General features: G+C 65.3%; 20 protein-coding genes and 2 tRNA genes. 16 read left to right on the top strand and 6 right to left on the bottom strand.

Annotated features, from left to right (window positions below):
- From DBR20_RS06285 to DBR20_RS06250, 8 genes are all read left to right on the top strand, one after another.
- Positions 1-613: XVIPCD domain-containing protein (locus DBR20_RS06285; RefSeq protein WP_343125681.1), on the top strand; the 613-nt coding region annotated here is incomplete at its 5' end.
- A 176-nt stretch (positions 614-789) separates the two neighbouring features.
- The gene (gene trpE / locus DBR20_RS06280; RefSeq protein ID WP_108265580.1) at positions 790-2,265 is read left to right on the top strand and encodes an anthranilate synthase component I; all 1,476 of its coding nucleotides are present in this window, start codon (positions 790-792) and stop codon (positions 2,263-2,265) included.
- Between the two features lie 42 nt (positions 2,266-2,307).
- Positions 2,308-4,383, top strand: a complete 2,076-nt coding sequence (locus tag DBR20_RS06275; protein ID WP_108265579.1) for an acyltransferase — start codon at positions 2,308-2,310, stop codon at positions 4,381-4,383.
- 3 nt (positions 4,384-4,386) lie between these two features.
- Positions 4,387-5,163, top strand: coding sequence for an SIMPL domain-containing protein (locus DBR20_RS06270; protein ID WP_108265578.1), 777 nt, complete (start codon positions 4,387-4,389; stop codon positions 5,161-5,163).
- Between the two features lie 2 nt (positions 5,164-5,165).
- Positions 5,166-5,753 carry an aminodeoxychorismate/anthranilate synthase component II gene (locus tag DBR20_RS06265; RefSeq protein ID WP_108265577.1) on the top strand — a complete coding sequence of 196 codons (588 nt, stop codon included), beginning with the start codon at positions 5,166-5,168 and terminating at the stop codon, positions 5,751-5,753.
- Between the two features lie 16 nt (positions 5,754-5,769).
- Complete coding sequence (trpD, locus tag DBR20_RS06260) at positions 5,770-6,801, top strand: anthranilate phosphoribosyltransferase (protein WP_089237368.1); 1,032 nt, start codon at positions 5,770-5,772, stop codon at positions 6,799-6,801.
- A gap of 74 nt (positions 6,802-6,875) precedes the next feature.
- The gene (trpC, locus tag DBR20_RS06255) at positions 6,876-7,670 is read left to right on the top strand and encodes an indole-3-glycerol phosphate synthase TrpC (RefSeq protein ID WP_033832398.1); all 795 of its coding nucleotides are present in this window, start codon (positions 6,876-6,878) and stop codon (positions 7,668-7,670) included.
- On the top strand, positions 7,667-8,383 hold the full coding sequence (locus DBR20_RS06250) for a haloacid dehalogenase-like hydrolase (protein WP_099819691.1): 717 nt from the start codon (positions 7,667-7,669) through the stop codon (positions 8,381-8,383). The genes trpC and DBR20_RS06250 overlap by 4 nt, the downstream gene beginning before the upstream one ends.
- Before the next feature lie 87 nt (positions 8,384-8,470).
- Here DBR20_RS06250 and DBR20_RS06245 read toward each other — a convergent pair whose 3' ends face one another.
- Entirely contained in the window at positions 8,471-9,232 is a 762-nt protein-coding gene (locus DBR20_RS06245; protein ID WP_108265576.1) for a sulfite exporter TauE/SafE family protein, read from the bottom strand.
- Positions 9,233-9,371: 139 nt separating this feature from the next.
- Entirely contained in the window at positions 9,372-10,061 is a 690-nt protein-coding gene (gene crp / locus DBR20_RS06240) for a cAMP-activated global transcriptional regulator CRP (protein ID WP_089238148.1), read from the bottom strand.
- Positions 10,062-10,211: 150 nt separating this feature from the next.
- Here crp and speD point away from each other — a divergent pair, with 150 nt between their 5' ends.
- Both speD and sugE read left to right on the top strand, forming a co-directional pair.
- On the top strand, positions 10,212-11,006 hold the full coding sequence (speD, locus tag DBR20_RS06235; protein WP_025874620.1) for an adenosylmethionine decarboxylase: 795 nt from the start codon (positions 10,212-10,214) through the stop codon (positions 11,004-11,006).
- A 166-nt stretch (positions 11,007-11,172) separates the two neighbouring features.
- Positions 11,173-11,493 (top strand): quaternary ammonium compound efflux SMR transporter SugE, encoded by a 321-nt coding sequence (gene sugE, locus DBR20_RS06230; protein WP_025874621.1) that lies wholly within the window; start codon positions 11,173-11,175, stop codon positions 11,491-11,493.
- A gap of 94 nt (positions 11,494-11,587) precedes the next feature.
- On the opposite strand, the gene coq7 is transcribed toward sugE, so the two are convergent.
- Positions 11,588-12,232, bottom strand: coding sequence for a 2-polyprenyl-3-methyl-6-methoxy-1,4-benzoquinone monooxygenase (gene coq7, locus DBR20_RS06225; protein ID WP_108265575.1), 645 nt, complete (start codon positions 12,230-12,232; stop codon positions 11,588-11,590).
- 197 nt (positions 12,233-12,429) lie between these two features.
- On the opposite strand from coq7, the gene rplM reads away from it, so the two are divergent.
- Both rplM and rpsI read left to right on the top strand, forming a co-directional pair.
- The gene (gene rplM / locus DBR20_RS06220; RefSeq protein ID WP_025874623.1) at positions 12,430-12,858 is read left to right on the top strand and encodes a 50S ribosomal protein L13; all 429 of its coding nucleotides are present in this window, start codon (positions 12,430-12,432) and stop codon (positions 12,856-12,858) included.
- Positions 12,859-12,860: 2 nt separating this feature from the next.
- Positions 12,861-13,253, top strand: coding sequence for a 30S ribosomal protein S9 (gene rpsI / locus DBR20_RS06215; RefSeq protein WP_005411311.1), 393 nt, complete (start codon positions 12,861-12,863; stop codon positions 13,251-13,253).
- Between the two features lie 281 nt (positions 13,254-13,534).
- Here the strand turns inward: rpsI and DBR20_RS06210 are convergent.
- Positions 13,535-13,608, bottom strand: a tRNA-Gln gene (locus DBR20_RS06210).
- Positions 13,609-13,666: 58 nt separating this feature from the next.
- Positions 13,667-13,743: transfer RNA gene (locus DBR20_RS06205), tRNA-Met, on the bottom strand.
- Positions 13,744-13,864: 121 nt separating this feature from the next.
- Between DBR20_RS06205 and DBR20_RS06200 the strand changes: the two genes are divergently transcribed.
- From DBR20_RS06200 to bfr, 4 genes are all read left to right on the top strand, one after another.
- The gene (locus DBR20_RS06200) at positions 13,865-14,488 is read left to right on the top strand and encodes an RNA pyrophosphohydrolase (protein WP_108265574.1); all 624 of its coding nucleotides are present in this window, start codon (positions 13,865-13,867) and stop codon (positions 14,486-14,488) included.
- Between the two features lie 110 nt (positions 14,489-14,598).
- Positions 14,599-14,787 carry a hypothetical protein gene (locus tag DBR20_RS06195; protein ID WP_229979522.1) on the top strand — a complete coding sequence of 63 codons (189 nt, stop codon included), beginning with the start codon at positions 14,599-14,601 and terminating at the stop codon, positions 14,785-14,787.
- Between the two features lie 135 nt (positions 14,788-14,922).
- Positions 14,923-15,132, top strand: a complete 210-nt coding sequence (locus DBR20_RS06190; RefSeq protein ID WP_089237360.1) for a bacterioferritin-associated ferredoxin — start codon at positions 14,923-14,925, stop codon at positions 15,130-15,132.
- Between the two features lie 140 nt (positions 15,133-15,272).
- A complete protein-coding gene (gene bfr, locus DBR20_RS06185; protein WP_025874625.1) occupies positions 15,273-15,743 on the top strand; it encodes a bacterioferritin in 471 nt (156 codons plus the stop codon).
- Position 15,744: 1 nt separating this feature from the next.
- On the opposite strand, the gene DBR20_RS22730 is transcribed toward bfr, so the two are convergent.
- Positions 15,745-16,262 (bottom strand): Hpt domain-containing protein (locus tag DBR20_RS22730; RefSeq protein WP_258223227.1); only part of this gene is annotated, 518 nt, incomplete at its 5' end.

The following is a 16,262-nucleotide window of genomic DNA, read 5'->3' as shown; positions in this document are numbered from 1 at the left end:
TCAGTCCGCGCGACTGATCCGTAACATCGGTCCAGCATTTGGCGAGGCAACGGCCCGCCATGGCATGGCCGAGACCGTCATCCCCAGCCTGGATTCAGAGCTGATCAAGCAGGAAGCCGCCGCCCGCAAGCTGGTCGAGCAGCAGCAGCGCATACAGCATCCGGAAGATGGCCGCCGCGCCGGCGTGGCAGCAGAGCCCGCTGCGCGCGGGCCCGGTATCAATGACCCTGGCCACACCGATTACCGGTTGTTCAATGGCGCACAGACCGGCGTGCACGCCCTGGATGCCGCCCACAACCGTGTGCCGAACCTGCAGAGCGACCAGCTCGCCGGTGCACTGGCCGTGCAGGCCAAGCGCGAGGGGCTGGAGTCCATTTCCCACGTGGTGCTCAGCGACGACCACAGCCGCGCCTTCGCGGTGGATACGCCCGACCTGAACGCCGCGCACCGCCGCCACGCCCACGTCGATGTGGCGGCGGGCATGGCCCAGCCGCTGAGCGCGAGCACCACCCAGATCGACGCGATCAATGCCAGTCGCGAGCAGGCCCAGGGGGTGTCGCTGGCCCAGCAGCAGGTGCAGGAGACCCAGGAACAGGCGCGGCGGATGGGTTAGGGCGGCGCAAACCGCCCGTCGCCAAAGGGTTTCCCTGCGGCCAAAGCTGCGATACAGTCATTGGGTGTCCAGCCTGACGACCCCGCATACCCTTTCTTCCGCACGCCGTTGGTGGCGATGGTGGCCTGTTGCCGTCGTCCGTCCCCATAACGCTGTGTCCCGGAAGGAAAGTCGTCTTGATCTCGCACGCTCAGTTTCAGCAGCAGGCCGCTGAAGGCCACACCCATATTCCCGTTGTCCGCGAAGTGCTGTCCGACCTGGACACGCCGCTATCGGTCTATCTGAAGCTCGCCGACGGCCCCAATACCTACCTGTTTGAATCCGTCGAAGGCGGTGAGCGCTTTGGTCGTTACTCGATCATCGGTCTGCCGGCACGCCGCGTGTACGCCTTCCACGGCCACACTCTGACCGTACGCGAGCACGGCCAGGTGGTGGAAACCCGCGAGGTGGCCGACCCGTTCGCCGAGGTCGAGGCGCTGCGCAGCGCCCACTCGGTGCCCAAGCTGGAAGGCCTGCCGGGTTTCACCGGTGGCCTGGTCGGCTGGTTCGGCTTCGAATGCATCGGCTACATCGAGCCGCGGCTGGCATCGCCGGCCGGCCGTGACGAACTGGGTACGCCGGACATCCTGCTGCTGCACTCCGATGAGCTGGCGGTGTTTGACAACCTGAAGGGCCGGCTGTACCTGATCGTGCATGCCGATCCGCGTGTCGAAGGCGCCTTCGAGCAGGCCCAGACACGCCTGGATGCGCTGGCGGCCAGGCTGCGCGCGCCGGGTGCCGGCTATCCGGCGCCGCTGACCAGCGACGTGCTGGACGAGTCCGATTTCGTTTCCGGTTTCACCCGAGAAGGCTTCGTCGACGCGGTCCAGCGCAGCAAGGAGTACATCCGTGCAGGCGACATCTTCCAGGTGGTGCTCAGCCAGCGCCTGAGCGTGCCGTTCAAGGCACGCCCGGTGGATGTCTACCGCGCGCTGCGTGCCCTGAACCCGTCGCCGTACATGTATTTCCTGGATGTCGGCGACCTGCAGGTGGTCGGCTCCTCGCCGGAAATCCTGGTGCGTCTGCAGGACGGGGAAGTGACCGTACGCCCGATCGCCGGCACCCGCCCGCGCGGCGCCACGCCGGAGCTGGACCAGGCGCTGGAGGTCGAGCTGCTGGCCGATCCAAAGGAACGAGCCGAGCACCTGATGCTGATCGACCTGGGCCGCAATGACGCCGGCCGCGTGTCCAAGGCCGGCACCGTCGAAGTGGGCGAGCAGTTCGTGATCGAACGCTACAGCCACGTGATGCACATCGTCAGCGAAGTGACCGGGCAGCTGCAGCCGGGCCTGAGCTACGCCGACGTGCTGCGCGCCACCTTCCCGGCCGGTACGGTCAGCGGCGCGCCGAAGATCCGCGCGCTAGAAGTGATCCGCGAGCTGGAACCGATCAAGCGCAATGTCTACGCCGGCAGCATCGGCTACATCGGCTGGCACGGCGATGCTGATACTGCGATCGCGATCCGCACTGCGGTGATCAAGGACGGCCGTCTGTATGTGCAGGCCGGCGCCGGCATCGTCTACGACTCCGACCCGGACAAGGAATGGGACGAGACGATGAACAAGGGCCGCGCGCTGTTCCGCGCCGTCGCCCAGGCCGCCAAGGGCCTGTAACCTTTCTCGTCGTCCAAGGCTGTCCGTCACGCGGTGCATGGGATGCACCGCGCCCACTTGAATGGGTTTCTGCAGATCATGAAAAGCGCCACCTCCCGGTATATGCCGCACATTGATGGACTGCGCTGCGTCGCGGTGCTCGCGGTCCTGCTCTTCCACTTCGGCGTGCCTGGACTGGGCGGTGGCTATGTCGGCGTCGACATCTTCTTCGTGATCAGTGGCTATCTGATCACCTCCATCATCCGCAGTGAGCTGGTGGAAACGGGTGGTTTCCGCTTCGGCAATTTCTACGCCCGCCGGGTCCGGCGCATCCTGCCAGCACTGATCGTCACCCTGCTGGCGACCACCGTGCTGGCCGTGCTCAGCCTGACCCCTGCCGACCTGGTCGCCTATGGCAAGTCCCTGTTGGCCTCGGCGCTGTCGGTATCCAACCTGCTGTTCTGGTCGGAGAGCGGCTACTTCGATGCGGCCTCGCAGACCAAGCCCCTGCTGCACACCTGGTCGCTGAGCGTGGAGGAGCAGTTCTACCTGCTCTGGCCGGCGTTCCTGTTCCTTTGCCATCGGTTCGGCGGCCGCCGCGGCATCGCCTGGGGCATCGTCGTCGCCGGGGCAGCCAGTTTCCTGGCCAATCACCTGGCCGTGGCCGGGCAGAGCGTGGGATTCGCTTCGGATCTGTTCTTCCTGCCGCAGTTCCGCGTGTTCGAGTTCGCCATCGGCGCAGCCGGCTGCTTCATCGCCGCGCGGCTGCCGGCGTCGCGCTGGCTGCATGAAGGCATGTTCGCTGTCGGCGTCGCCCTGATCGTGTATTCGATCATCACCCTGGTGGAAGGGGACGTCTTCCCGTACACCAACGCTATCGCACCTTGCCTGGGCACGCTGCTGGTCATCGCATCGAGCCGCTCGCATGCCACCGCGCTGCTGTTGGCCAACCCCCTGGCCGTCTGGTTCGGCAAGATCAGCTACTCGCTGTACCTGACTCATTGGCCGGTGGTGGTTTTCGTCACCCAGTTCATGCCGCACTCGCCGTGGGCGGTGCAGTTCAGCCTGATGGTGGTGCTGTCGCTGCTGACGGCCGTGGCGCTGCACCATTGGGTCGAAGTGCGTTTCCGCTATGTCGATCCGGCCGCGCCCAAGGGAGCGCTGGTGGGCCGCACGCTGGGCGTCTCGTTGTTCTGCTGTGCACTGGGCGTGGCGGTGCTGGCATCCAACGGCATGGTCTGGCGCTACCAGTACTTCACCCCCGGCATGGTCGGGCCAGGCACGACGGCCAGCGCCTCCGCGCAAGGCCCTGCGGCCCGCGCCGAAGTGCCAGTGTTCCAGCCGCTGGCGGCCGCCGACATCGAGGCCGGCAAGGGACGCCGGTTCGAAGCCCTTGCCGCGGCCTGCAACGTGCAGTCGCTGCAGGACTCATCGCGCTGCCCCATGGATCGACCGGTGCAGGTGCTGCTGTTCGGCAATTCGCATGAGCCCGATGGGTTCAACGCCTTCGCGCAGATCTACGGGCACGACCGCCGCGTGAACCTGATCAATTTCGGGACCGTCAACGATTGCAAGGTGGTGCTGGAGCGGGGGCGCATTGCATCGCCCACGCCCGAACTGGCGTGCGATACCCGCTTTGCGGCACTCGACGATGACCGCTTGGTGCAGGCGCTGGACGTGGTTGTCTACAACACGCATCAGGGCTTCGACCCGATCGCCGCCGACCTGTGGCGGATTCTGGAGATCCTGAAGACGCGCAACCCGCAGTTGAAGATCATCGCGATCGGCTCCTTCCTGCAGACCACGTCCGATTGTGCGTCGCTCTACAACCGCTATGGAAGCTTCGACGCATGCAAGCGGCCGGACCTTGTGAACTACTTCAACCCGGATGAGCGCGCCAAGTCGACCATCCCACAGGTGAAGTCGCTGCCGTACCTCTACATCAGCAAGTACGAACTGCTGTGCGGTGGCAACGCAATGGAGGGCTGTGTGATGGAGGCCAACGGCGAGCCGGCCTTCTACGACCAGCATCACCTGTCGCTGGGCTACGCGCGCTTCATGGGTCAGCAGCTGGCCAAGCGGCATGCTGCCGATCTGGTTGCCGCCGGCCTGCCCGAACCCGTTTCCAGCAAGGAGTAGAAGATGAAGCTGCTGAGCGTACTGCTGTGGTCTTCGCTGCTGTTGTCAGCCGCCCCGTCTGCCTGGGCGCAGGCCAACACCATTCCCTCGCAGCCGCACCTGCTGGTGAAGGGCGAGGGCGCGCGAACGGTGATGCCGGACCGGTTCACCGTCGAACTGCTGGTCAAGTCCACCGATCTTCAGCCGGATACTGCGCGCTCGCGCGTGCAGGGCAATGTCGATGCGGTGCTGGGTGCGTTCAAGCGCAACCATGCACTGCCGGCAAGCGTGGTGGCAGACAACCTGACCATCCAGCCGGACTACCGTTATAGCGTGCAGGGCAAGCAGGAATACCTGGGGACGCGGGTGAGCCGGCGCCTGAAGGGCAGCTTCGGCACCACCGGCGACCTGCAGGCCTTCCTGCGTGCGGTCGATGCCAGCGACGACCTGCAGATCAGCAGCATGCGGCCTGGCTACTCGAAGGAAGCCGCACTGCGTGGCGAACTCAAGGCCGAAGCGGCAACGCAGACACGCGCCTCCGCCAAGCACCTTGCCGCGGTCTATGGCGCGCGCATCACCGGCCTCTACAGCATCTCCGACGTGGCCCCGAACTTTGCATACGGCGTGCAGGCAGGCAGCTGGCCCCGCAGCGGTGACATGGTCACGCCGCCCAGTCCGCCGGCTCCGGCACAGACCAGCATCGAGGCAACCGGCTCGCGCGCGCGCGAATCGATCGAAGCCGGCCCCATCACCTACACCGAAAACGTGTACGCCATTTTCCTGATAAGCGACGGAACCTGACCATGTTGTGGATGATCGACAACTACGACAGCTTCACCTACAACCTCGTGCAGTACCTGCAGACGCTGGGTGCCGAGGTGAAGGTGGTGCGCAACGATGCGATGAGCGTGGACGAGATCGCCGCGCAGAAACCCGAGCGCATCGTCATCTCGCCCGGCCCGTGCACGCCCAACGAAGCGGGCGTGTCGCTGGAGCTGATCCAGCGCCTTGGGCCGACCACGCCGATCCTCGGCGTGTGCCTGGGCCACCAGGGTATCGGCCAGGTCTACGGCGGTACGGTCATCCGTGCCGGCAACATCATGCACGGCAAGACCTCGCCGATCCGCCATCAGGGCAAGGGCGTGTTCGCCGGCCTGCCGGACGGTTACCAGGCCACCCGCTACCACTCGCTGGTGGTGGACAAGAACAGCCTGCCCGACGTGCTGGAAGTGACCGCGTGGACCGAGAACGAGGACGGCTCGATCGAAGAGATCATGGGCCTGCGCCACCGCCAGTTCCCGGTCGAGGGCGTGCAGTTCCATCCCGAATCGATCCTTACCGAACACGGTCACGCGCTGCTGCGCAATTTCCTGCAGCGCCCGGCTGCCTGATCCAAGGAGTATTCCGATGAGCTTCTCCCCCCAGGAAGCCCTGCAACGCACCATCGAGCATCGCGAGATCTTCTTCGACGAAATGGTCGACCTGATGCGGCAGATCATGCGCGGCGACGTCTCGCCGATGATGACCGCCGCCATCCTCACCGGCCTGCGGGTGAAGAAGGAAACCATCGACGAGATCGCTGCCGCCGCAACGGTGATGCGCGAATTCGCGCTGGCCGTGCCGGTCGCCGATACCACCCACCTGGTCGACATCGTCGGCACCGGTGGCGATGGCTCGCATACGTTCAACATCTCCACCTGCGCGATGTTCGTTGCCGCCGCCGCCGGCGCGCGCGTGGCCAAGCATGGCAACCGCAGCGTGTCGTCCAAGTCCGGCAGTGCCGATGCGGTCGAAGCACTGGGCGCGGCGATCGAGCTGCAGCCTGCGCAGGTGGCCGCGGCCATCGAACAGACCGGCATCGGCTTCATGTTCGCGCCGATCCACCATCCGTCGATGAAGGTGGTGGCGCCGGTGCGTCGCGAGATGGGGGTGCGCACCATCTTCAACATCCTCGGTCCGCTGACCAACCCGGCCAATGCGCCGTCGGTGCTGATGGGCGTGTTCCATCCCGATCTGGTGGGCATCCAGGCGCGCGTGCTGCGCGAACTGGGCGCCGAGCGCGCGATGGTGGTGTGGGGCCGCGACAACATGGACGAGATCTCGCTGGGCGCCGGCACCCTGGTGGGTGAGCTGCGCGACGGCAAGGTGCGCGAGTATGAGATCCATCCGGAAGACTTCGGCATCGCCATGTCGGCCAGTCGCAACCTGCGTGTGGACGGCCCGGAGCAGTCCATCGCCATGCTGCGCGCGGTGCTGGACAACGAGCCGGGCCCGGCGCTGGACATCGTCGCCCTGAATGCGGGCGCCGCGTTGTACGTGGCCGGCGTGGCCAGCGATATCGGCGACGGCCTGGCCCGCGCCCGCGCGGTCATCGCCGATGGCAGCGCCCGTGCCCGCCTGCAGCAGTATGTCGATACCACCCGCGCGCTGGTTGCCTGAGCGCGCGGTTCAGCCTGACCCACCCGATGGCCGATAATGGTCGTCCTCACCGCCCCAGCACCGACCCGACGACGATGAGCGATATCCTGCAGACGATCCTGGCCCGCAAGGCCGAAGAAGTAGCCCAGCGCCGCGCACAGCGACCGCTTGAGGAGCTGCAGGCGGCGCTGGCCGATGCGCCACCGGTGCGCGGCTTCGTGCGCGCGCTGCAGGCCGCCGTGGCCAATGGTGATCCAGCGGTGATTGCCGAAGTGAAGAAGGCCAGCCCGTCCAAGGGCGTGATCCGCCCCGACTTCCGCCCGGCCGACATTGCGGTCAGCTATGAGTTCGGCGGCGCCAGCTGCCTGTCGGTGCTGACCGATGTCGATTTCTTCCAGGGGGCCGACGCCTACCTGCAGCAGGCGCGCGAAGCCTGCACGCTGCCGGTGCTGCGCAAGGACTTCGTGATCGACGCCTACCAGGTGGTCGAGGCGCGCGTGCTCGGCGCCGACTGCATCCTGCTGATCGTCGCCGCGCTGGACGATACGCAGCTGGCCACGCTGTCCGAACTGGCGATGTCGCTGGGCATGGACGTGCTGGTGGAAGTGCACGACATCGACGAGCTGGAGCGTGCACTGCAGGTGCCGGCGCCGATGATCGGCATCAACAACCGCAACCTGCGCACCTTCGAGGTGTCGCTGCAGACCACGCTGGACATGCGCCTGGCCGTACCGCGCGACCGCCTGCTGGTCACCGAGAGCGGCATTCTCGGCCCGCAGGATGTGGCGCTGATGCGCGATGCCGGCATCCACTCGTTCCTGGTCGGCGAGGCCTTCATGCGCGTGGAAGAGCCGGGCGAGGGTCTGCGTCAGCTATTCTTCGCAGCATGAAAACGTACTATCCAACGCCGCGCGAGGATGCGCCGCTGGTGGTCTTCGACTTCGACCACACCCTGTATGACGGCGATTCGGGTACCCACCTGTTCGCCTCGCTGATCAAGCGCAACCCGCTGCGGATGCTGGCGGCGCTGCTGGTCACTCCGATTGCCGGGCCGATGGTGGCGATGCTGCCGACCCGCCGTGCCGGTATCTCGGTCTACGTCTGGATCGGCAGCTTCGGCCTGCATCGCGCCCGCGAGTTCAACAAGGTGATCGATGCCTATGTGCTGCGCAACGAGGCGCAGATGCGCGCCAAGCTGCTGCCGCAGGCGCTGGAGGTGTTCGCCGCGCACCGTGCCAAGGGTGATCGCGTGGTGGTGGCCACCGGCGCACCGCCGGAGCTGGCCCGCGCGATCCTGGCCTTCGTCGCCCACCAGGACGTGCCGGTGATCGGCACCGAAGTGGGGCCGCGGCTGGGCGGGGTGGGGCCGACCCGGCACTGCCACAACGAAGAGAAGATGCGCATGCTGCGCGAGCGCGGCTACGGCGACATCGATATCGCCTACTCCGACAGCACCGCCGACCTGCCGCTGCTGCTTGCGGCGAAAGCGCCGGTGGTGGTCAACCCGAAGCCGGCCAAGGTGGAATTCTTCCGCCGCGTGCTGCCGGCCGGTACCCGCATCCTCAACTGGGGTTGCGTGGACCGGGGCGGCGACAAGGCGTAATCGATCCCGCCGGGTGTGGCGGGATGACGGGTCTGCCGGCACTACCGGATCCCACGCGGGTAGCGCCGGGCCATGCCCGGCGAGCGGTCAGCGGTACAGATACCCGAACAGCGCATGGCCCACCTGGAACAGGCTGATGGTCAGCACCAGCACGCCCACTGCGACCAGTACCCAGCGTTCCTTCACCCGCTTCACCAGCACCGCCGCCACCGGCGCGGCCATCATGCCGCCGATCAACAGGCCGGCGACGATCTGCAGGTGCTGCACACCCATCGACAGCAGGAACGTGGCCGAAATGGTCAAGGTGACCACGAACTCGGCTGCGTTGACGGTGCCGATCGTGGTCCTGGCCTGACCGCCGCGGGCGAGCAGGGTGGAGGTGGCCACCGGGCCCCAGCCGCCGCCGCCGCTGGCATCGAGCAGGCCGGCGAAGAAACCCAGCACCGGCACCCGGCGGATCTCGCCCTTGGGCATCCAGCGGCCGGCCGCGCGGGCCAGGATGATGATGGCCAGCACCAGCAGGTACAGGTAGATCAGCGGGCGGATCAGGTCGCCAGGGACCTGTGTCAGCACGTACGCGCCGAGTGCGCCGCCCAGGGCGCCGGGCAGGGCGAGGCGGAAGAACAGGCGTTTGTCGACATTTCCGGCTACCAGATGCGACACACCGGAGGCCCCGGTGGTGAACACTTCAGCGGTATGGACGCTGGCGCTGACCTGTGCGGGAGGCAGCCCCATGCTGAGCAGCACTGATGAAGAAACCAGCCCGAATGCCATGCCCAGCGCGCCATCGACCAGCTGCGCGCCGAGGCCGATGAGGATGAACCACCAGAATTCGCTGCTCAGCTCCATGGATCGAGCCTAGCGGATGCGGGTGTGCGCGACATGCGATGGTGTGTCGCACGTACGACGATCCGCCGGGCATGGCCCGGCGCTACCGTGGTGGAGGCCTTGGGGTAGCGCCGGGCCATGCCCGGCGGACTTCTGTCGATCAACGGGTGCCGTACAGCACCACGGTCTTGCCGCGGGCGTGCAGCAGGCCATCGGTCTGCAGCTTCTTCAACACCCGGCCGGCCATTTCGCGCGAGCAACCGACCAGACGGGCCAGTTCCTGGCGTGAGACGCGCAGCTGGCTGCCCTGCGGGTGAGTCATCGACTCCGGCTCCTGCGCCAGATCGTGCAGGGTGCGCACGATACGGTCGGTGACATCCAGGAAGGCCAGGCGGCTGGCCTTGCGGCTGGTGTCCAGCAAGCGCTTGGAGATCTGCTGGCCCAGCGCGTACAGCAGGCGCGGGGCATCGGCCGACAGCGGGCCGAGGAACAGCTGATGCAGGCGCTCGTAACTGATTTCGGCCAGCTCACAGGCAGTCCGGGTGCGCAGGATCACCTCGCGGCGGTCCGACTCCACGAACAGGCCCATCTCGCCGACGAACTCGCCGGCGCCGAAATAGCCCAGTACCAGCTCACGGTCCTCCTCCTCCTCGGCCATGATCGAAACCGAGCCGCTGATGACGTAATACAGGGTGCCAGCCGGGTCACCGGGTCGGAAGACGTCGGTACGGGTGGGATAGCGCCGCCTGTGGCTGTGGGCCAGAAAGCGGTCGATTGTTGCGATGTCCAAGGCCAATGGGCTGCTAGCTAGGCGCACGGTTGACACGATAGGGGCGCTCCCTCTGCGCATGAACGGATTCACGGGGTCGATAGCGGAGCTTAACCAGCGCAATTGTTAAGGGCAAACAGTGTGCCAGAAGCTGAGCGTCTTCACGTTCCCCCTGGAGACACTTATGCCGCATAATTCCCCCTTTCCCTTCTTACACAGGAATCGACCGCCGTGGTCAAGCCGTTGCCTCGCCTGAGGTTGCAGGGTTTCAACAACCTCACCAAGGCGCTGAGCTTCAACATCTATGACGTGTGTTACGCGCGCACCGAAGAGGAGCGTCAGCGTTACATTGAATACATCGATGAAGAGTACAACGCCGACAGGCTTACTCAAATCTTGACCGATGTCGCTGAGATCATCGGCGCCAACATCCTCAACGTGGCGCGCCAGGATTACGATCCGCAGGGTGCCTCGGTGACGATCCTGATCTCCGAAGAGCCGGTGATCGACAAGAAGCAGGCCGGCAAGGAGTTGATTTCCGATGCCGTGGTCGCGCACATGGACAAGTCGCACATCACCGTGCACACCTATCCGGAAACGCACCCGCAGGAAGGCATTGCCACCTTCCGCGCCGATATCGACGTGGCTACCTGCGGCGTCATTTCGCCGTTGAAGGCACTGAACTACCTGATCGAGAGCCTGGAATCGGACATCGTGATCATGGACTACCGTGTCCGTGGCTTCACGCGTGATGTGAAGGGCAAGAAGCACTACATCGATCACAAGATCAACTCGATCCAGAACTTCCTGGCCAAGAACATCAAGTCGCGTTACGAGATGTTCGACGTCAACGTCTACCAGGAAAACATCTTCCACACGAAGATGCACCTGAAGGACTTCGACCTGGACCAGTACCTGTTCGAGGAGAAGGCCAAGAACATCTCGTTCAAGGAACGCATGAAGATCGAAGCGCTGCTGCGTCGTGAGATCGAAGAGCTGTTCCACGGCCGCAACCTGGCTGAGTGACCCATGCGCGATGCCGTCAGGCATCGCCACCCAGGCGGGACGCCCCGCCCCGTGGAGCCTGCGCTTGGCGCAATCTTCAGTTCCACGGCGATGTACCGACCTACGGCCCGGTGTGAAAACACCGGGCCGTTTCGTTTTTCTCAAAAAAGGTAAGGAGCCCCCACCCATGCCCTGGATCTATCTGCTGCTGGCCGGTCTGTTCGAGATCGGATTCGCCCTTGGAATGAAGTACTCCGAAGGTTTCAGCAAACCCGTGCCGACCGCCCTGACGGTGGTGTCGGCCCTGATCAGCCTGTACCTGATGAGCCAGGCGATGAAGAACATTCCGGTCGGCACGGCCTACGCGATCTGGACCGGCATCGGCGCCATGGGCGTGACGGTGCTGGGCATCTATCTGTTCAACGACAGCGCCTCGCCAGCACGCCTGGCCTGCGTGGGCCTGATCGTGGCCGGTGTGATCGGCCTGAAGCTGGTGTCGCCCAACTAAGCCCGGGTAGTGCCGGCCGCTGGCCGACAACCTCATGACCTGCGGCGCCACATGCGGGGTTGCCGGCCAGCGGCCGGCACTACCCTCATGCGGGTTACAGCCGGTAGGCAATGGTCTTCATTACCTTGGAGGCCAGCGCCATCGCGCCGGGAATCGGGAACGGCAGGCGGCGGGCGCCGGCCTGTTCGGCATGCTCGGCATGCCGGGCCTCGTCTTCCTTCATCACCCGGATGACCGCGCGGCTGCGCAGATCCCCGGCCGGCAGGTCGACCAGGTGTTCGTCCAGATGGGCTTCCACCTGGCGCTCGGTCTCGACCACGAAACCCAGGTTCCAGCCGTCGCCGCGCAGCCCGGCCAGGGTGCCGATGGTGTAGCTGCCGGCGTACCAGAGCGGATTGAACAGGCTCGGGCGGCTGTCCAGCTCGCCCAGGCGGGTGGCGCACCACGCCAGGTGATCGGTCTCTTCCTGGGCCGCTTCCAGCAGGTGTTCGCGGGTTGCCGGGTCGCGCGCCACCGCAGCCTGGCCGAAGTACAGGCCCTGGGCGCAGACCTCACCGACATGGTTGATCCGCATCAGCCCGGCCGCGTGGCGACGCTGCGCGCTGTCCATGCCGGGTTCGCCGGTGTCCGCGGCCGGGTAGGGGCGGCTGGCCGGCGGGTTGCCGAACACCGTGTCCAGGGCGCGCTGCGCCTCGGTCAGCAGGTGGTCCAGCGGGGTGGTCTGGCGAAGCACGGTCATGGCGGCACGGCGTGGAGCGGGGGAGGCCCCGATTCTCGCCCGGCCCCGGCCCCCTGCCAACCCGGGGCTGAAGCCGGGTTGCACCCGCCAGCCAAGCTGCGTACAATGCCGCCCCTTACGCTCCACCTTTCACAACGCGTGGCAGAGTTCCGGCGAGTCCTTCGCCGCAATGAGCCCGACCTAACCAAGAGTTCTTCATGAGCACTTTCACTGCCAAGAACGAGACCGTCCAGCGCGACTGGTACCTCGTCGACGCCGAGGGCAAGACCCTGGGCCGTCTCTGCACCGAGCTGGCCCGCCGTCTGCGTGGCAAGCACAAGCCGGTCTACACCCCGCACGTTGATACCGGCGACTACCTGGTCGTCATCAATGCAGAAAAGATTGTCGTCACCGGCAAGAAGCTGCAGGACAAGATGTATCACCGTTTCACCGGTTACATCGGCAACCTGAAGACCGAATCCCTCGCCCAGGCGCTTGAGCGCCACCCGGAGCGCGTGATCGAGACCGCCGTCAAGGGCATGCTGCCGAAGGGCACGCTGGGTCGCCAGATGTACCGCAAGCTCAAGGTCTACGCCGGCACTGAGCATCCGCACGCCGCACAGCAGCCGCAGGTTCTGGATATCTAATCATGGCTATCACTCAAAACTACGGCACTGGCCGCCGCAAGTCCTCCACCGCTCGCGTGTTCCTGCGCAAGGGTTCGGGCAACATCACCGTCAATGGCCGTCCGCTGGACGAGTTCTTCGGCCGTGAGACCGCTCGCATGATCGTGCGCCAGCCGCTCGAGCTGACCAAGAACACCGAGAGCTTCGACATCCTGGTCACCGCCGCTGGCGGCGGCACCACCGGCCAGGCCGGTGCGATCCGTCTGGGCATCGCCCGTGCTCTGGTCGAGTACGACGAAACCCTGAAGTCCGAGCTGCGCAAGGCTGGCTTCATGACCCGCGACGCCCGCGAAGTCGAACGTAAGAAGGTCGGTCTGCACAAGGCCCGCCGCGCCACCCAGTTCTCCAAGCGCTGATTTACCGCGCCTGGTTGGGCTCCCTCGGGAGCCCGCTGGTTGGAAAAGCAAAAGCCCGGCTTCGGCCGGGCTTTTGTCGTTCTGGGGCTGCGCATTTCGAGGTTGCCGGCCAGCGGCCAGCACTCCTCGTGGTTCCGCATACCCGGCCCCGGAGTTCTGTCTGGAGGAGGGCCCCTTGATGTTCAAGGGGGTGCGCCGACAGGCGCGGGGATAAGGTGGAGTGCGTGACCAAATTAAACGCAAAAGGCCAGATCTTTCGATCTGGCCTTTTGCGTTTAATTTGGCTGCCCCTGATGGATTCGAACCACCGATGCCTGAGTCAGAGTCAGGTGCCTTACCGCTTGGCTAAGGGGCAATGTAACGTCTAACTATTTTCTCACTTTTCACGCTGAAAAACAACTTGATTTTCAGTGTGGTGGCTATGGGTGGACTCGAACCACCGACCCCAGCATTATGAGTGCTGTGCTCTAACCGGCTGAGCTACATAGCCTTGGTGAGCCCGCTATTCTGCTGATGTGTACAAGGACTGTCAACACCTTTGTATCGTGCTTGTGGCCCGACAGACGGCATGGGATAGTCCCAACCAGTAGATTTTCTTAGGAGTCCGCATCGTGATCGATCCGGACGGCTATCGACCGAACGTCGGCATCGTGCTGATGCGGCAGGACGGGCAGGTGTTCTGGGCACGACGTGTGCGCCGGGATGGCTGGCAGTTCCCGCAAGGTGGCATGAACACCGACGAGACGCCTGTCGAGGCCATGTATCGTGAACTGCAGGAAGAGACCGGGCTGTTGCCGGAGCACGTTGAAGTGCTCGGGGCGACACCGGGCTGGCTGCGCTACAAGCTGCCGGCGCGGGCCATCCGCCGCAATGAACGCCAGGTCTGCATCGGCCAGAAGCAGGTCTGGTTCCTGCTGCGCCTGACCGGTGACGAGGCGCACGTCAGCCTGGACCATACCGACTCGCCCGAGTTCGATCATTGGCGCTGGGTCGACTTCTGGTACCCGGTGGAGCATGTGGTGGTGTTCAAGCGTGGCGTCTATGCGCGCGCCCTGCGACATCTGGCGCCGTTGGCCCAGGGGGTGGCGGGGCAGGGCATCAGTGCCATGCCCAAGAGCGCTGCCGAGGCCTGGATGCCAGGCCACGCCGCCGGCCACGACAGGCCCAGGAAGCGCGCGCCCATGCGCGGCGGGTACTGGCCACGGAAAGCCAAGGGTGAGCCGGGGGCCGTTTGACGGGCAGGCTGCGCAGAGAGCGGGTCGAACGGTCACAACGCACCTCTGCCGGCTGTTTCCGGCAGGGGCTGGCTGTCCGTCTGGCAAGCCTTCCCTGGCTGTTGTTGAGCGTGGTGGTCCTCGGCGGCATCGCATGGATGCCGCTTGCGCTGGGGGCGTGCCTCGCCTTCGCGACCTGTGCGGGTGCGCTGTTCCTGGCGGACCACCTGCTACGCCTGAGAGCGGCAGGTGGGGGCGTGCAGTGGCTGATCGTCTTCTTCAGTACACCGGTGCTGGCACTTGGGCTGTTGCGCCTGTAGCCACCTCATGGCGGGCGGGTCCGGCTGGACTCTGAACCGTATCGAGAATGGTTCAGGTCTCTGATTGACAACCATTCTCGTTTCCATTGGAATAGCGACCAGGCCGCTATTGGCCTGTTGCCCTGGTTCCCGCCCGTGTACGTCTGCATCTGCAACGGTGTTACCGACCACCAGATCCGCGAAGCCGCCAGCCATGGCGTCACGTCGGTGGCCGAGCTGACCATGCGTACCGGATGCGGCGCTACCTGCGGTTCCTGCCTGGACATGGCCGGCGATCTGCTGGCCAAGGCACGTGCCACCCACGATCTGCCGTTGCCGGTACTGGGTCTGGCGCAGGTCGCCTGAGTCGTCTCGCAGCGCGTTGACGCTGCGTTCTCCTGATCTTCATTGCTGGCCGCATTGGCCAATGCGCACGATTCGCGTTCCTTCACGCGCGCGCGCAAGGCGTTACAGTGCCCGCGATTTCAGCGTGCAGGAGCATCCCCATGAAGGGCGACACCAAGGTCATCGAATTCCTCAACAAGGTCCTCTACAACGAGCTGACCGCGATCAACCAGTACTTCCTGCACGCCAAGATGCTGAAGAACTGGGGCATCAAGGAACTGGCCGAACACGAGTACAAGGAATCGATCGAGGAGATGAAGCATGCCGACATGCTCGCCGATCGCATCCTGTTCCTCGAAGGCCTGCCGAACTTCCAGGCGCTGGGCAAGCTGCGCATCGGTGAGAACCCGACCGAGATCCTGCAGTGCGATCTGTCGCTGGAACGCGATGGCGTGGTCACGCTGCGCGAGGCCGTGGCCTACGCTGATTCGGTCGGCGACTACGTCAGCCGCCAGCTGTTCGTGAAGATCCTCGACTCCGAGGAAGAGCACATCGACTGGCTGGAAACCCAGCTGGAGCTGATCGAGCGCATCGGTGAGCCGAAGTACCTGCTGAGCAAGCTCGAAGAGTGATTCAGCGGGCCTGGCCGGCGAGGTAGCCGGTCAGCGCCACGCGCGCGCGGGCGAACTCCGCCACCAGCAGCGCCACTGCCACGGCAGGCCGCTGCAGGCTGCCACTGCGGGCTTCATGTTCGATCCGCCGCGCCACTGCTGACAGCGACAGCGCGCCGACGTTGGCGCTGGAGGATTTCAGGCTGTGCGACAGCGCCTGCAGGCGTTCGGTGTCGTTTCCCTGTGCTGCCTGCTGCAACTGCTGCACCAGCTGCGGTACGTCTTCCAGGAATACCGCCACGATCTGCGCAGCGGCATCGCCGATCACCGCGTGCAGCTCGTCCAGCACGCTGCGATCAAGCACCGGCTGTGGAATCTGGATCGCGCGTGCTCGGCTATCGAGCGGGCTCTCGCCGTCGAGCGCGCTCGGCGCTGCGGGCAATGGCAAAGGTTCCGGCAGCGCTGCATGTCCGCGATCCGCGGATACCCGGCCCCAACGCTGCAGCAACGCATGCAGCGCCTCCCGCGCGATCGGCTTGG

Source organism: Stenotrophomonas sp. HMWF023, from assembly GCF_003060985.1.
GTDB classification, from domain to species: domain Bacteria; phylum Pseudomonadota; class Gammaproteobacteria; order Xanthomonadales; family Xanthomonadaceae; genus Stenotrophomonas; species Stenotrophomonas lactitubi.
The sequence above is the reverse complement of the archived record's forward strand: the minus strand, read 5'-3'. Positions and strand labels throughout refer to the sequence as shown.

What these genes read in the sequence shown, in the direction of transcription:
- sugE (WP_025874621.1), top strand. Translation starts at nt 11,173, where the DNA reads ATGCCCTGGATCTATCTGCTGCTGGCCGGTCTGTTCGAGATCGGATTC.
- DBR20_RS06265 (WP_108265577.1), top strand. Translation starts at nt 5,166, where the DNA reads ATGTTGTGGATGATCGACAACTACGACAGCTTCACCTACAACCTCGTG.
- bfr (WP_025874625.1), top strand. Translation starts at nt 15,273, where the DNA reads ATGAAGGGCGACACCAAGGTCATCGAATTCCTCAACAAGGTCCTCTAC.
- rplM (WP_025874623.1), top strand. Translation starts at nt 12,430, where the DNA reads ATGAGCACTTTCACTGCCAAGAACGAGACCGTCCAGCGCGACTGGTAC.
- DBR20_RS06245 (WP_108265576.1), bottom strand. Translation starts at nt 9,232, where the DNA reads ATGGAGCTGAGCAGCGAATTCTGGTGGTTCATCCTCATCGGCCTCGGC.
- DBR20_RS06250 (WP_099819691.1), top strand. Translation starts at nt 7,667, where the DNA reads ATGAAAACGTACTATCCAACGCCGCGCGAGGATGCGCCGCTGGTGGTC.
- trpD (WP_089237368.1), top strand. Translation starts at nt 5,770, where the DNA reads ATGAGCTTCTCCCCCCAGGAAGCCCTGCAACGCACCATCGAGCATCGC.
- DBR20_RS06270 (WP_108265578.1), top strand. Translation starts at nt 4,387, where the DNA reads ATGAAGCTGCTGAGCGTACTGCTGTGGTCTTCGCTGCTGTTGTCAGCC.
- rpsI (WP_005411311.1), top strand. Translation starts at nt 12,861, where the DNA reads ATGGCTATCACTCAAAACTACGGCACTGGCCGCCGCAAGTCCTCCACC.
- trpC (WP_033832398.1), top strand. Translation starts at nt 6,876, where the DNA reads ATGAGCGATATCCTGCAGACGATCCTGGCCCGCAAGGCCGAAGAAGTA.
- coq7 (WP_108265575.1), bottom strand. Translation starts at nt 12,232, where the DNA reads ATGACCGTGCTTCGCCAGACCACCCCGCTGGACCACCTGCTGACCGAG.
- crp (WP_089238148.1), bottom strand. Translation starts at nt 10,061, where the DNA reads ATGCGCAGAGGGAGCGCCCCTATCGTGTCAACCGTGCGCCTAGCTAGC.
- DBR20_RS06275 (WP_108265579.1), top strand. Translation starts at nt 2,308, where the DNA reads ATGCACCGCGCCCACTTGAATGGGTTTCTGCAGATCATGAAAAGCGCC.